We start from the raw sequence: 13,352 nt of genomic DNA on the forward strand, positions 1-13,352 counted from the left end.
CCCCAGGGCGGCGTGCTTTCCCCGGCACGCCGCCTTTTTTTGCGGATCAGAGCAGGCCGCGCTCGGCCATCGACACGGGCGTGCCATGGCCGATCACCAGATGGTCGAGCACGCGCACGCCGACCAGCTGCAGCGCCTCGCGCAGCTCGCGGGTGATCGCGCGGTCCGCGGCGCTGGGCTCGGCCACGCCGCTGGGGTGGTTGTGGGCGAAGATCACCGCGCAGGCGTTGTGCTTCAGGCACGCCCGTACCACTTCGCGCGGGTGCACGCTGGCGCCGTCGACGGTGCCGCGGAACAACTCCTCGAAGGCCAGCACGCGGTGGCGGTTGTCCAGGTAGAGGCAGCCGAACACCTCGTAGGGCAGGTGGCGTAGCCGGGCGCTGAGGTACTCGCCGCTGTCGCGCGGGCTGCCCAGGCTGGGCAGGGCCTGCAACTGCTCGGCCAGGCTGCGCCGCGCCAGCTCCAGCGCGGCGACGATGCGCGCGCGCTTGGCCGGCCCAAGGCCCGGCGTGGGCACCGGGCCGTCGGCGCGGCCGAGCAATGCCCCCAGGCCGCCGGCCGCCTGCAGCAGCTCGCGGCCCAATGCGATGGCGTCCTTGCCGGGTACACCGTTGCCCAGCAGCACGGCCAGCAGCTCGGCGTCGGACAGGGTGGCGCTGCCGCGGTGCAGCAGCTTTTCGCGCGGGCGTTCCCCGCTGGGCCAGTCACGGATGCTCACCCTTGCCATCGTGCCCGCCGTACTGCGACCGGAGGCAGCAGTGGGCCGTGACGAATCCGGTAAGCTAGCGCTTCGCCCGATTGTCAGGCCCGTCCTACATGAGTCTTGCCCAACGTCGCATCCTGCTCGGCGTCTCGGCGGGTATCGCCGCCTACAAGTCCTGCGAGCTGGTGCGCCGGCTGCGCGAGCAGGGTGCCGAGGTGCGCGTGGTGATGACCGAGGGCGCCACGCACTTCGTCGGCGCCACCACGTTCCAGGCGCTTTCCGGACAGCCGGTGCGGGTATCGCTGTGGGACGAGGGCGCCGAGGCGGCGATGGGCCACATCGAACTGGCGCGCTGGGCCGAGCGGGTGCTGATCGCCCCGGCCAGCGCCGACATCCTGGCCCGCCTGGCGCACGGCCAGGCCGACGACCTGCTGACCACGCTGTGCCTGGCCAGCGCCGCGCCGCTGCTCGTGGCGCCGGCGATGAACCAGCAGATGTGGGCGCACCCGGCGGTGCAGGCCAACCTGGCCACGCTGCGCGCGCGCGGCGTGGCCGTGCTGGGTCCGGCCGCCGGCGAGCAGGCCTGCGGCGACATCGGTTCCGGCCGCATGCTCGAACCGCACGAACTGCGCGACGCGCTGGCCGGTTCCTTCGGCGACGGCGCGCTTGCCGGCCTGCATGTGGTGGTGAGCGCCGGCCCCACCTACGAGGACATCGATCCGGTGCGCTTCATCGGCAACCGCAGCTCCGGCCGCATGGGCTTCGCGGTGGCCGAGGCGGTCGCCGCGGCGGGCGCCAGGGTGACCCTGGTCGCCGGCCCGGTCAGCCTGTCGACCCCGGCCGGCGTGGCCAGGCGGCTGGACGTGCGCAGCGCCGCGCAGATGCGCGAAGCGGTGCTGGATGCCGCGGCTTCGGCCGACATCTACATCGGTGCCGCCGCGGTAGGCGACTATCGGCCGGCGCAGGTCGCCGAGCGCAAGCTCAAGAAGCACGACGGCGCGCCGCTGGTGCTGGACCTGGCCGAGAACCCGGACATCCTGAAGGAGTTGGCCGGCGCCACGCCGCATCCTTTCCTGGTGGGTTTCGCCGCCGAGACACATGACGTGGCCGCGTACGCGCAGGACAAGCTCGCCCGCAAGGGCCTGGACATGATCGCGGCCAACCGGGTCGGCGCGGGGCTGGGCTTCGAGGCCGACGACAACGCGCTCAGCCTGTATTGGCCCGGCGGCGGCGAGGAGCTGCCGCGCGCCTCCAAGCGCGAGCTGGCGGCGCAGCTGGTCGCGTGCGTCGCCCGGCGCTATCGGGCCGCGCGCGCATGATCGAGGTCGAGCTGAAGATTCTCGATCCCCGCCTGGGCGAGGCGATCCCGCTGCCCGAGGCGGCCACCGCCGGCAGCGCCGGCATGGATCTGCGAGCGGCGATCGAGGCGCCGCTCACCCTGGCGCCGGGAGAAAGCGCGCTGGTACCCAGCGGCATCGCCATTCACATCGGCGACCCCGGCTGGTGCGCGCTGATCGTACCGCGCTCGGGGCTGGGCCATAAGCACGGGCTGGTGATGGGCAACCTGGTCGGCGTGATCGACGCGGACTACCAGGGGCCGCTGATGATTTCCTGCTGGAACCGCGGGAACGCGCCCTACACCATCGGCGTGGGCGACCGCATCGCCCAACTGCTGCTGGTGCCGGTGGCACAGGCGCGGCTGCGGGTGGTGAATGAATTCGCGCCCTCCGCGCGGGGCGCGGGCGGGTTCGGTTCCACCGGCATCAAGTAGGCCGGGCTTCCAGTGAAGTGGTCGCAAGCGACGGGGACGAGATGGCAAGAATGATCGCGAGGGGGCTGGGCAGCGGCGCCATGGCATGGCAGCGCCTGCTGCCGCTGACTGGCGGCACCTTGTTGCTGCTGCTGGGCCTGTTCTGTGCGTGGCAGGCCTGGCTGATCGCCAGCGAAAGCGGCGGGGTCGCCCAAGTGCATGCGGCGCAGGACACGGCTGTGCATGCCTTGGCCACGGAGATCGCCGGCGAGCGCAAGCAGGTCGCCCAGGCCGTGGCCTCGCTCGACCCGGCCGCGCTGCAGGGCGATCGTGCCCAGCTGGCCACGGCGCTGCGTGCACGCCTGCCACAGGCGCTCGATGTGGAGATCTACAGCGCCAGCCTGGACGAAGTGCTGCACGCCAACTACCGCACCTTCGGCTACGCCAAGGCCGCCCAGCTGATGGCCGCGCAGACCGGCGACGGCGCCTCGCCGGTACAGACGGTGGTCGCGGATGGCCGTCGCCGGCTCAGCGTGGTGCAGCCGCTGGGGCCGGTGCAGCGGCCGCTGGGTTGGGTCTGGGTGGAATTGCCGTTCACGCCGCTGCAACGGCGTTTCGAGTCCATTGCGCCGGGTGGTGGCCGGATCGATCTGCGCCAGGGTGATGATCGCGGCGAGCTCAGCCTGCTGTCGCGCGGCGCGCCGTCGGCCGAGGCCGAGGAAGACGCCAAGCCGGTGCCCGGCAGCAGCTTCAGCGTGCGTGCGGCGTTGCCGGCGGCCTTCATCCTGCTGCCGCGCGTCTGGCCGCTGGCGGGTTTGCTGGCGTTGCTGGGCATCGGCGGCGGCGTGTACCTGTTGTGGCTGCGTGGGCGGTTGTCCGTGCGTCAAGAGATTCAACCCGAGGAGACCATGGTGTCCGATGTGATTCCCGCCAAGCCGCAACCGGCGCCGCCGGTGGTGCGTCCTGCAACCACGATGCCGCCTGCGGCGAGTCCGGCCGATGCCGTCGATCCAAGCATCTTCCGCGCCTACGACGTGCGTGGCGTGGTCGGCAAGACGCTAACGGCGCAGGTGGCACGCCTGCTTGGCCAGTCGATCGGCACGCTGATGCGCGAGAAGGGCCTGAACGAGATCGTGGTCGGCCGCGACGGGCGCCTGTCCGGGCCGGAACTGGCCGGTGCGCTTTCCGACGGCCTGCGCGAGGCCGGCATCGACGTGATCGACGTCGGCGCCGTGCCCACCCCGGTGGTGTACTTCGCCGCCTACCGCTTCAACACCGGCAGCGGCGTGGCGGTCACCGGCAGCCACAACCCGCCCGACTACAACGGTTTCAAGATCGTGGTCGGCGGCGAAACGCTGTCCGAAGGCGCGATCCAGGACCTGTACCGGCGCATCGCCAGTGGCGCGCTCGAGGCCGGCGGCCAGGGCGGTCTTCGCCATGTCGACGTGGTGCCGGACTACATCGAGCGGATCACCTCCGACGTGCAGGCCGAGCGGCGGCTGAAGGTAGTGGTCGACTGCGGCAACGGCATCCCCGGCGCGGTGGCGCCGCAGGTGCTCGAGGGCATCGGTTGCGACGTGGTGCCGCTGTATTGCGAGGTCGACGGCACCTTCCCCAACCACCACCCCGATCCCTCCGATCCGCACAACCTCGAAGACCTGATCCACGCGGTGCGCCAGACCGGCGCAGACCTCGGCGTGGCCTTCGACGGCGATGGCGACCGCCTGGGCGTGGTCACCCGGGAAGGCGAGATCATCTATCCCGACCGCCTGCTGATGCTGTTCGCGCGCGACGTGCTTTCGCGCCAGCCGGGCGCCACGATCATCTACGACGTCAAGTGCACCGGCCATCTCAAGGGCCAGGTGCTGGAGGCCGGCGGCAGCCCGCTGATGTGGCGCACCGGCCACTCGCTGATCAAGGCCAAGATGCGCGAGACGCAGGCGGAACTGGCCGGCGAGATGAGCGGCCACTTCTTCTTCAAGGAACGCTGGTTCGGCTTCGACGACGGCATCTACGCCGGCGCGCGGCTGCTGGAAATCCTCGCCGGCGATCTCGAGGGACGCACGCCCGAGCAGATCTTCGCCACCTGCCCGAAGGGCGTGTCCACGCCGGAGCTGAAGATCGAGCTCGTCGAGGGCGAGCACTATCGCTTCATCGAGAAGTTCAGGGAAAAGGCCGGCTTCGGCGACGCCACGCTGACCACCATCGATGGCGTGCGTGCGGACTGGCCGGACGGCTGGGGCCTGGTGCGCGCCTCCAACACCACACCGGTGCTGGTGCTGCGCTTCGATGCGGACAACGCGGCGGCGCTCAAGCGGATCCAGCAGGCGTTCCGCGAGCAGCTGTTCCTGGTCGATCCGGGGTTGAAGCTGCCGTTCTGACGGGTGCGAAGAGGATGGGCTGAAGCCCACCCTACGGGATCAGGGGGAAGGGTGGGCTTCAGCCCACCTGGTTCTTGCCGGGCGGCCCTAGTGCAGCTGCTCGTCCTGCGCCTTCTTCAGCGCGCGGTAGCGCTCCAGTTGCTGCACGGCCTCCTTCTCGGCCGTGGCGCGGTGACCCTGCTGGCGTTCCAGCGCGGCGCGCTGGCCGGCGACCACGTTGCGCTGGTCGGCGATCCTGTCGGCCAGGTAGGGAGGCACCTTTTCCTTGGCCCGCTCCATGTCGGCCGCACGGCCGAGCAGGTCGGCCAGGGTCTTTTCCTGGCTGCGCAGGTTCAACTGCGTAGTGTTGATCTGCTGGTCGATCGTATCGAGCTCTTCCTGCTGGGCCTGCTTCAGGTCGGCCTCGTCGCCGTAGGCGTTGAGCATCTGCAGGTCGGCGCGCCGGCGGGCTTCCTCAGCACGGCGCTGGGCGGCCTGTTCGGCGGCGAGCTTCTCCGCGGCGACGCGCTCCTCGGGGCTGAGCTGGCGATCGACGTGGCGCACCACGTAGCCCTGGTCGTTGACCAGGTCGTAGCCGTACTTCATCGCCTCGGCGGTGAGGCTGTCGCTGTAGTGCGACAGGCCCTTGCCATCACGCCAGTGGTAGCGGATGCCGGTCGCCTTCTGGGCATGGGCGGTCAGGACCGTCGCCAGGCTGATGGCGACGGCGTAAACGAGCTTGCGCATGGATACCCCCTCCTGGCGGGCAGTATAGCCATCGTGCGGATACCGCCTAAAGCCTGGATGAAGGCCGCGCTCGCGCGTGTGACGCGGGTCGCCACTCGCGCGATCGACGATCATCCGGACACGCCGTAGCGGCTGCGGTAGTCGAGCAACCGCGCGTGCTCGGCCGCCAGTTCCGGACGTTCGCCGGCGTAGGCCAGCACCTCGTCCAGGCCGGTGATGGCGATCACCGGAATGCCATGGTCGCGCGCCACTTCCTGCGCCGCGGACAATTCGCCCTGGCCGCGTTCCTGCCGGTCCAGCGCGATCAGCACGCCCGCCGGCGTGGCCCCGTGCGCGCGGATCAGCGCCAGCGACTCGCGCACCGCGGTGCCGGCGGTCATCACGTCGTCGACGATCAGCACGCGCCCGGCCAGCGGCGCGCCGACCAGCATGCCGCCTTCGCCATGGTCCTTGGCTTCCTTGCGGTTGTAGGCCCACGGCAGGTCGCGGCCATGCCGCGTGGCCAGCGCGATGGCGGTGGCCGCCGCCAGCGCGATGCCCTTGTAGGCGGGGCCGAACAGCATGTCCACCGGGAGTTCGGCGCGCACCATGGTGGCCGCATAGGCCTCGCCCAGTCGCGCCAGCGCGGCGCCGGAATCGATCCGGCCGAGGTTGAAGAAGTAGGGGCTCTGGCGGCCGGACTTGAGGGTGAACTCGCCGAAGCGCAGCACGTCGCGCGCGAGCGCCAGGTCGATGAAGTCGCGTTGGTAGGGGTGCATGGAAGCCGGCAATGGAGATTCGGGAAGGCGCGGCTATTATCCATGGCTTTCCCGCACACGAGTTTCCGCCCCATGCGAATCGTCACGCTCAACGCCAACGGCATCCGCTCGGCCGCCAGCAAGGGCGTGTTCGAGTGGCTGCGCACGCAGCAGGCCGACGTGGTCTGCCTGCAGGAAACCAAGGCGCAGGAGGACCAGCTCGGCGATGCGATGTTCCGCCCGGATGGCCATCATTGCTTCTACCGCGACGCCACGTGCAAGAAGGGCTACAGCGGCGTGGCGATTTATGCGCGGCGCGAGCCCGACGCGGTGCTTACCAACCTGGGCTGGGAACCGTTCGACTGCGAGGGACGCTACATCGAGGCGCGCTTCGGCAACCTGTCGGTAGTGTCGCTGTACGTGCCGTCGGGCTCCTCCGGCGAGGAGCGCCAGCAGTTCAAGTTCAAGGCGATGGACTTCCTCGAGCCCATCTTCGACCAGTGGCTCAACAGTGGCCGCGACTACGTGATCTGCGGCGACTGGAATATCGTCCACACCAAGAACGACATCAAGAACTGGACCTCCAACCAGAAGAATTCCGGCTGCCTGCCGCAGGAGCGCGCCTGGCTGGATTTGCTGTTCCACACTCGCGGCTGGGTCGACAGCTTCCGAGCGATCAAGCCCGAGGCGGTCGAATACACCTGGTGGTCCAACCGCGGCCGTGCGCGCGAGAACAATGTGGGGTGGCGCATCGACTACCAGGTCTGCACGCCGTCCCTGCGCGAGCGCATGCGCGCCTGTTCGATCTACCGCGAGCAGCGTTTCTCCGACCATGCGCCGTACACGGTCGACTATGCCGACTGAGCCGGCGGCGGCACCCGCGCGCAAGCCTTCGATCTGGCGTGCCTTCGCGCAGCCGGCGGCGGGCACGATGGCGTTGTTCGGATTCTCCTCCGGCCTGCCGTTCCTGCTGGTCGCCGGCACGCTGGCGTACTGGCTGAAGGAAAACGGCATCGAGCTGAAAGACATCACGATGATCGCCAGCGCAGGGCTGACCTACGCGTTCAAGTTCGTCTGGGCGCCACTGCTCGACCACTGGCGGATTCCCGGTTTCGCGCGGCTGGGCCAGCGTCGTGGGTGGCTGTTGTTCGCACAGCTGTGCGTGACCGCCGGCCTGCTGGCGATGGCGCTGCTGACGCCCAACCAGTTATGGCCATTCGTCGCCGCGACCTTGCTGGTGGCCTTCTTCGGCGCCACCCAGGACATCGCGGTCGACGCCTATCGCATCGAGATCGCGCCCTCGCACGTGCAGGGCGCGCTGGTGGCGACCTACGCGCTGGGCTACCGCATCGGCCTACTGCTGGCCGGCGCGGTGGCGTTGATCCTTGCCGACCACGTGTCCTGGCGCGTGGTCTATCTGGTCATGGCCGCGGCGATGGCGATTCCGGTCGCCACCACGCTGCTGGCGCGCGAGCCGGACGTGCAGCGCTCGCGCCCGGCCAACTGGTCCGTGGCGATGCGCGAGAGCGTGGTCGATCCCTTCGCCGACTTTTTCCGCCGCTACGGCTGGCAGGCGGCGGGCGTGATCCTGCTGTTCATCCTGCTGTTCAAGATTCCCGAGCAGGCGACCATCGGCGGCATCATGAGCCCGTTCTACCGGGACATGCAGTTCTCCAAGACCGAAATCGGCGCGATCACCAAGATCTACGGCATCTGGATCGGCATCGTCGGCGTGTTCCTCGGCGGCGCGGCGGTGGCGCGTTGGGGCGCGTGGCGGTCACTGGGCGTGACGATCGTGCTGTGCGGCTGCAGCAATCTGTTCTACCTGGTCCTGATCGGCCACCCGGGCAACCTGGTGGCGCTGACGCTGGTGATCTCGGCCGAGAACCTCACCCTGGGCATGCTCGGGCCGCCGACGGTGGCCTTCCTGTCCATGCTGGTCAACCGCCAGCACACCGCCACCCAGTACGCGCTGCTCAGTTCGCTGGTCAACCTGCCGGGCAAGCTGCTCGGTTTTTTCGCCGGCGGCATCGCCACCGCCGCGGGTTATGGAGGCTACTTCGTGATCACGGTGATCGCCTTGATCCCCGCGATGCTGTTGTATGCCGTGCTGTGGCGGCGTTTTCGCACCGCCGAGCGGGCCGAAGCCAGCCTTTCCGGGTGACGGGCCAAGCTGGCGGGCATCGGCCAAGAGGCCTACTGCAAACCCCTCCGATCTGTGCCACCATGCCCTGCCAGCTGGGCATGCGTGACACGGAGCGACGCTCGTGCCAGACCTCGTCATACGCCACATCGACAGCTTGATGGCCGAGCGTATCAAGACGCTCGCGAAGGACCGCCACTGGTCCATCAACGACGTGGTGCTGCATGCGCTGCGGCATGGCCTGGGCCTGAGTTCGGCCGGCCAGATCTCCAGCGAAACCATGCTCGATCCGGGCAGCCTCGTGCTGGGCGGGCAGTGGGACCTCACCGAAAAGGCGGCCTTCCAGGAAGCCCTGCAGGCCCTTTCGCTCACCCGGCCGACGCAATTGGCGCCCACCCGCGTCTCGAAGCTGAGCTAGCCGCCCGGCGCGTTCAATCCCTTGGAGCCAGATGTAGCGCGCCCAGCACGCGCCGTCCGCGCGCGCCAGTGACGGCCGGCAGGTTGCCCGGCGATCCCAGAACGCGTTGGCGCGCCAGCCAGGCGAAGGCGGTCGCCTCCAGGTAATCCGGATCGATTCCGTGCGCGGCGGTGCTGATCACGCGGCGCGGTGCCAGCCATTCGGCCAGCCGCAGCATGAGCTGCGAGTTGTGTACGCCACCGCCGCATACCAGCACGTCCGTCGCCGCGGGCGCGTGCGCCTCGATGGCATCGGCAATGGTGTGCGCGGTCAATTCCAGCAGCGTTGCCTGCACGTCGGCCGGCGCCAGCAACGGCACGCGCGGCTGGCGCAACAGCCAAGCGAGGTGGAAGTGCTCGCGGCCGGTGCTCTTGGGTGGCGCCAGCGTGAAGTAGGAGTCGGCCAGCAGGGCTTCCAGCAGGGGTGCATCGACCTGGCCCGCGGCGGCAAATGCGCCGTCGCGATCGAAGGGCTCGCCGCGCTGCTCCAGGCACCAGGCATCCAGCAGGCCGTTGGCCGGGCCGGTGTCGAAGCCGAGCACCCGGTCGCCCGGTTCCAGCACGGTGATGTTGGCGATGCCGCCAAGGTTGAGCACCACGCGGGTCTGCCCGGGCTGGCCAAGCAGCATGGCGTGCAGGGCCGGCAGCAGTGGCGCGCCCTGGCCGCCGGCAGCGACGTCGGCGCGGCGGAAATCGGCCACGACGTCGATCCCACAGGTTTCCGCGATCACCGTGGGATCGCCGATCTGCAGGGTGAAGGGCGTATCGCCCTGCGGCCGGTGCCGCACCGTCTGGCCATGCGAGCCGATCGCGCGCACCGCCGAAGGAGCGGTGCCACTGGTTTCGAGCAGCGCCTGTGCCGCCTCGGCGAAATGGCGGCCGAGGGCGACATCCAGGCGCCCGAACGTGTCCAGATTGAACGCTGTCAGATCCTGGGCCAGTGCAAGCACGCGCTCACGCAGGGCATCGGGCCACGGGTGGGTCAGCGCCGCGCGCAACTGCGGCATGCCGCCATCGAAGGACACCAGCGCGGCGTCGACGCCATCGACGCTGGTACCGGAGATCAGCCCCAGGTAAAGGGCCGAGGCGTCATCGCTGGCGGTCAAGGCAATGCGTCAGTCGTCGTTGCGCGTGGCCGAGCCGAGCTGGGCGAGCTTGATGTTGGCGTCCATCGCCTTCAGGCGGGCCAGCTGCGGACGCACGACCTGGGCTTCGAAACGGGCCAGCTGCGCCGCCGGCAGCGGCTGCGGCTTGGGCAGGGTCACCGTCTGCGGATCGCGCTGCATGCCGTTGACGCGGAATTCGTAATGCAGGTGCGGGCCGGTCGCCAGGCCGGTCATGCCCACGTAGCCGATCACCTGGCCCTGGCCGACGTGCTGGCCGACGCGCTCCTTGGCAAAGCGCGACATGTGACCGTAGGCGGTGCTGATGTTCTTGTTGTGCTGGATCACCACGAAGTTGCCGTAGCCGCGCATCCAGCCCTTGAACTTGATCACGCCGTCGCCCGCCGCATGGATCGGCGTGCCGCTGGGCGCGGCGTAGTCCACGCCCTTGTGCGCACGCATGCGGCCGAGGATCGGGTGCATGCGCGCCGTGCTGAAGCGCGAGGAGATACGGGTGAAGTCGACCGGGATGCGCAGGAACGACTTCTGGATCGGCCGACCGTCCTCGCTGAACCAGCCATAGCGGCCGTCCGCCTTCTTGAAGCGGTAGGCGGTGTAGCGATGGCCCTGGTTGACGAACTCGGCGGCCACGATGTCACCCTCGGCGTAGTAGCTGCCGTCACGGTAGACGTCGTCGTAGATCACGGTGAAGCTGTCGCCGTCGCGCAGGTCCTGCACGAAGTCGATGTCGTACTTGAACAGGTCCGCCAGCTTGCCGACCATGCCTTGGCTCATGCCGGCCTTGGCCGCGGCGGCATACAGCGAACTGGTGATGGTGCCGTGCGCGACGTGCTCGCGGGTTTCCATCGCGCGGGGCTGCACGGCCAGCGTGGATTGGTCGCCGTCGAAGCGGACCACTGCGCGATTGGACTCGTCCTTGTCGAAGCGGATGCCCTTGAGGCTGCCGTCACTGCCGAGCAGGAAATCGAACTCCTGATGCGGACGGATGTTGTGGAAGGCGCCCTTGGCGGTTCCGGCCGCATCCATCACGCGCTGCAGGTCGGCCAGGCTCAGGCCCTGTGCCTGGAAGATGTCCGAGAGCGTCTGGCCGGGCTGCACCTGCACCACGCGCCAGTCTTCCATGGCCCGTGCGGGGGCGGCAACGGTCGGCGCCTTGGGCAGCGTGAGCGGCAGCAGGGTGTGCGCGGCGGGTTCCGGCGCGGGCCGCATCGCGCTGGCCCACGCGGGCAGGAAAAAGCCCGAGAGCGCGGTCAGCAGGAGCGCGGTGCCGGCCAGGATCCAGCGTTCGCGGTGCCAGCGGATCGGTTCGACCTCGCCCAGGCGGCTGAACGACCAATGCGCGCAACGTTCGTAGAAGTGCATGTGGCGGCGCTGCGCCTTGCGGCGGATAGCCTGCTTGCGCGCCGCCCGCGCGATCTGCTCGCCCTCACCCATGCTCTTCGCCCCGCGTTACAAAGTACTCAGGCGCCGTACCTTAGCGGCCACGTATAAAGGGCGTCAACGCCTTTCCTTTCAAGGATTTGCGCTGGTTTTCTGATTAACGCACAATTAACGCCATTTTGTGAACGGCGACCCTTTGTCGCCGTCGACCGATCGGCATAGAGGACACCCATGAACGAGCTTGAGCAGGCGCTGGCGACGATCGCCCGCGGCGCCGACGAGGTCATCAAGCAGGAAGAGCTCATCGCGCGCCTGAAGAGCGGCCGGCCGCTCCGCATCAAGGCGGGCTTCGACCCCACCGCGCCGGACCTGCACCTGGGCCACACCGTGCTGCTCAACAAGATGCGGCAGTTCCAGGATCTGGGCCATCAGGTGATCTTCCTGATCGGCGACTTCACCGGGATGATCGGCGACCCCACCGGCAAGAACGTCACCCGCAAGCCGCTCAGCCGCGAGGACGTACTGAAGAACGCCGAGACCTATGCCAGCCAGGTGTACAAGGTGCTCGACCGCGAGCGCACCGAAGTGCGCTTCAACTCCGAGTGGTTCGGCAAGATGTCCGCGGCCGACATGATCCGGCTCGCCGCGCAGCACACCGTGGCACGCATGCTCGAGCGCGACGACTTTGCCAAGCGCTACGCGGCGCAACAGCCGATCGCCATCCACGAATTCCTCTATCCGCTGGTGCAGGGCTACGACTCGGTGGCGCTCAAGGCCGACGTCGAACTCGGCGGCACCGACCAGAAGTTCAACCTGCTGATGGGGCGGGCGCTGCAGGAACACCACGGCCAGCCGCCGCAGATCGTGCTGACGATGCCGCTGCTCGAGGGCCTGGACGGCGTCCACAAGATGTCCAAGTCCCTGGGCAACTACATTGGCATCGACGAGTCGGCGATCGACATCGTGACCAAGACGATGAAGATCGACGATGCGTTGATGTGGCGCTGGTTCGAACTGCTGAGCTTCGAGGTCCCGCTGGATGAGCTGGCACGCATGAGGCGTGACGTGGAAAGCGGTGCTCTCAATCCCCGCGACGCGAAGCTGAGGCTCGCGCGCGAACTGGCGGCGCGGTTCCACGACGCGGCGGCGGCCGAGCAAGCCATTGCCGGCTGGCATGCAGTGGTGCGGGGCGAGGGCGACACCTCGCTGCTGCCGCTCAGCGAGATCGCCGTGCCCGCCGAAGGCGTGCGCCTTCCGGCCCTGCTGACGACCGCCGGGCTCACCGCGAGCAACTCCGAGGCGAACCGCAAGCTGAAGGAGCGCGCGGTGCGTATCGATGCGGTCGTGGTCGAGGACGCACAGCGCGTGTTCAGTGCGGGATTCGAGGGCGTGTTGCAGGTGGGCAAACGCAACTTCGCGCGAGTGAAACTGGTCGCAGCCTAGGCCCCAGGCCACTTCGGCGGGCTGGCGCAAAAAAAACAGCCGCGCTCGCTTGCCAAGTTCGCGCGCTCTGCCTACTATTCGCGGCCCGTCGCCCACCTCCCTCCGGTCGACACTCCCCCGGCAAGAAAGTTTTTCGCCCAAGGGTGTTGACGAAGCGGTAACGGGATGTAGAATGGGCGGCTCACCCGGGACGAAAGGTTTCGGGGCGATTCGAAGAAAGAATCGCAAGTGATTGATCTTTGACAGTGTGCGCAGGTGACTTGTGTGGGCGCCTTGCGGTGGATGGATGACTGTCCACAAATGCAAGCGTCTAACCTAAGAGTCAATTCAAAAGCTTGACGTTTTACGGTTAGGACAACGCTTCAGAAAGATAGATGGTCTTCGGATCATCGAAAACTTAAGTGAAGAGTTTGATCCTGGCTCAGATTGAACGCTGGCGGCATGCTTAACACATGCAAGTCGAACGGCAGCGGGTCCTTCGGGATGCCGGCGAGTGGCGGACGGGTGAG

General features: G+C 68.4%; 12 protein-coding genes and 1 rRNA gene. 8 read left to right on the forward strand and 5 right to left on the reverse strand.

Annotated features, from left to right (window positions below; all coding sequences use genetic code 11):
- Window positions 1-46: 46 nt before the first annotated feature.
- Window positions 47-718: a RadC family protein gene (gene radC / locus AAIL17_RS15470; RefSeq protein WP_424683751.1), complete on the reverse strand. Its 672-nt coding sequence runs from the start codon at window positions 716-718 to the stop codon at window positions 47-49.
- A gap of 98 nt (window positions 719-816) precedes the next feature.
- Between radC and coaBC the strand changes: the two genes are divergently transcribed.
- Genes coaBC through AAIL17_RS15485 form a run of 3 tightly spaced genes read left to right on the forward strand, consistent with a single transcriptional unit; the run spans window position 817 to window position 4,834 of the window.
- Entirely contained in the window at window positions 817-2,022 is a 1,206-nt protein-coding gene (gene coaBC, locus AAIL17_RS15475) for a bifunctional phosphopantothenoylcysteine decarboxylase/phosphopantothenate--cysteine ligase CoaBC (RefSeq protein ID WP_424683752.1), read from the forward strand.
- Entirely contained in the window at window positions 2,019-2,474 is a 456-nt protein-coding gene (gene dut, locus AAIL17_RS15480) for a dUTP diphosphatase (RefSeq protein ID WP_424683753.1), read from the forward strand. The genes coaBC and dut overlap by 4 nt, the downstream gene beginning before the upstream one ends.
- Before the next feature lie 41 nt (window positions 2,475-2,515).
- Window positions 2,516-4,834 carry a phosphomannomutase/phosphoglucomutase gene (locus AAIL17_RS15485; protein ID WP_424683754.1) on the forward strand — a complete coding sequence of 773 codons (2,319 nt, stop codon included), beginning with the start codon at window positions 2,516-2,518 and terminating at the stop codon, window positions 4,832-4,834.
- Window positions 4,835-4,921: 87 nt separating this feature from the next.
- Here the strand turns inward: AAIL17_RS15485 and AAIL17_RS15490 are convergent, their stop codons facing one another.
- Window positions 4,922-5,560, reverse strand: coding sequence for a DUF4124 domain-containing protein (locus AAIL17_RS15490; RefSeq protein WP_424683755.1), 639 nt, complete (start codon window positions 5,558-5,560; stop codon window positions 4,922-4,924).
- A 110-nt stretch (window positions 5,561-5,670) separates the two neighbouring features.
- Window positions 5,671-6,318 (reverse strand): orotate phosphoribosyltransferase, encoded by a 648-nt coding sequence (gene pyrE, locus AAIL17_RS15495; protein WP_424683756.1) that lies wholly within the window; start codon window positions 6,316-6,318, stop codon window positions 5,671-5,673.
- A gap of 72 nt (window positions 6,319-6,390) precedes the next feature.
- Between pyrE and AAIL17_RS15500 the strand changes: the two genes are divergently transcribed.
- From AAIL17_RS15500 to AAIL17_RS15510, 3 genes are all read left to right on the forward strand, one after another.
- Window positions 6,391-7,161, forward strand: coding sequence for an exodeoxyribonuclease III (locus tag AAIL17_RS15500; protein WP_424683757.1), 771 nt, complete (start codon window positions 6,391-6,393; stop codon window positions 7,159-7,161).
- Window positions 7,151-8,461, forward strand: a complete 1,311-nt coding sequence (locus tag AAIL17_RS15505; RefSeq protein WP_424683758.1) for an AmpG family muropeptide MFS transporter — start codon at window positions 7,151-7,153, stop codon at window positions 8,459-8,461. Before AAIL17_RS15500 ends, AAIL17_RS15505 begins: the two co-directional genes overlap by 11 nt.
- 103 nt (window positions 8,462-8,564) lie before the next feature.
- Window positions 8,565-8,858 (forward strand): hypothetical protein, encoded by a 294-nt coding sequence (locus AAIL17_RS15510; RefSeq protein ID WP_424683759.1) that lies wholly within the window; start codon window positions 8,565-8,567, stop codon window positions 8,856-8,858.
- A gap of 13 nt (window positions 8,859-8,871) precedes the next feature.
- On the opposite strand, the gene AAIL17_RS15515 is transcribed toward AAIL17_RS15510, so the two are convergent.
- A complete protein-coding gene (locus AAIL17_RS15515; RefSeq protein ID WP_424683760.1) occupies window positions 8,872-10,002 on the reverse strand; it encodes an anhydro-N-acetylmuramic acid kinase in 1,131 nt (376 codons plus the stop codon).
- A 9-nt stretch (window positions 10,003-10,011) separates the two neighbouring features.
- On the reverse strand, window positions 10,012-11,454 hold the full coding sequence (locus tag AAIL17_RS15520; protein WP_424683761.1) for an OapA family protein: 1,443 nt from the start codon (window positions 11,452-11,454) through the stop codon (window positions 10,012-10,014).
- A gap of 177 nt (window positions 11,455-11,631) precedes the next feature.
- Between AAIL17_RS15520 and tyrS the strand changes: the two genes are divergently transcribed.
- Window positions 11,632-12,843 (forward strand): tyrosine--tRNA ligase, encoded by a 1,212-nt coding sequence (tyrS, locus tag AAIL17_RS15525; protein ID WP_424683762.1) that lies wholly within the window; start codon window positions 11,632-11,634, stop codon window positions 12,841-12,843.
- Window positions 12,844-13,241: 398 nt separating this feature from the next.
- Window positions 13,242-13,352, forward strand: a 16S ribosomal RNA gene (locus AAIL17_RS15530); the annotation flags it as partial.

Source organism: Frateuria sp. YIM B11624 (genome assembly GCF_049727805.1).
GTDB lineage: Bacteria > Pseudomonadota > Gammaproteobacteria > Xanthomonadales > Rhodanobacteraceae > Frateuria_A.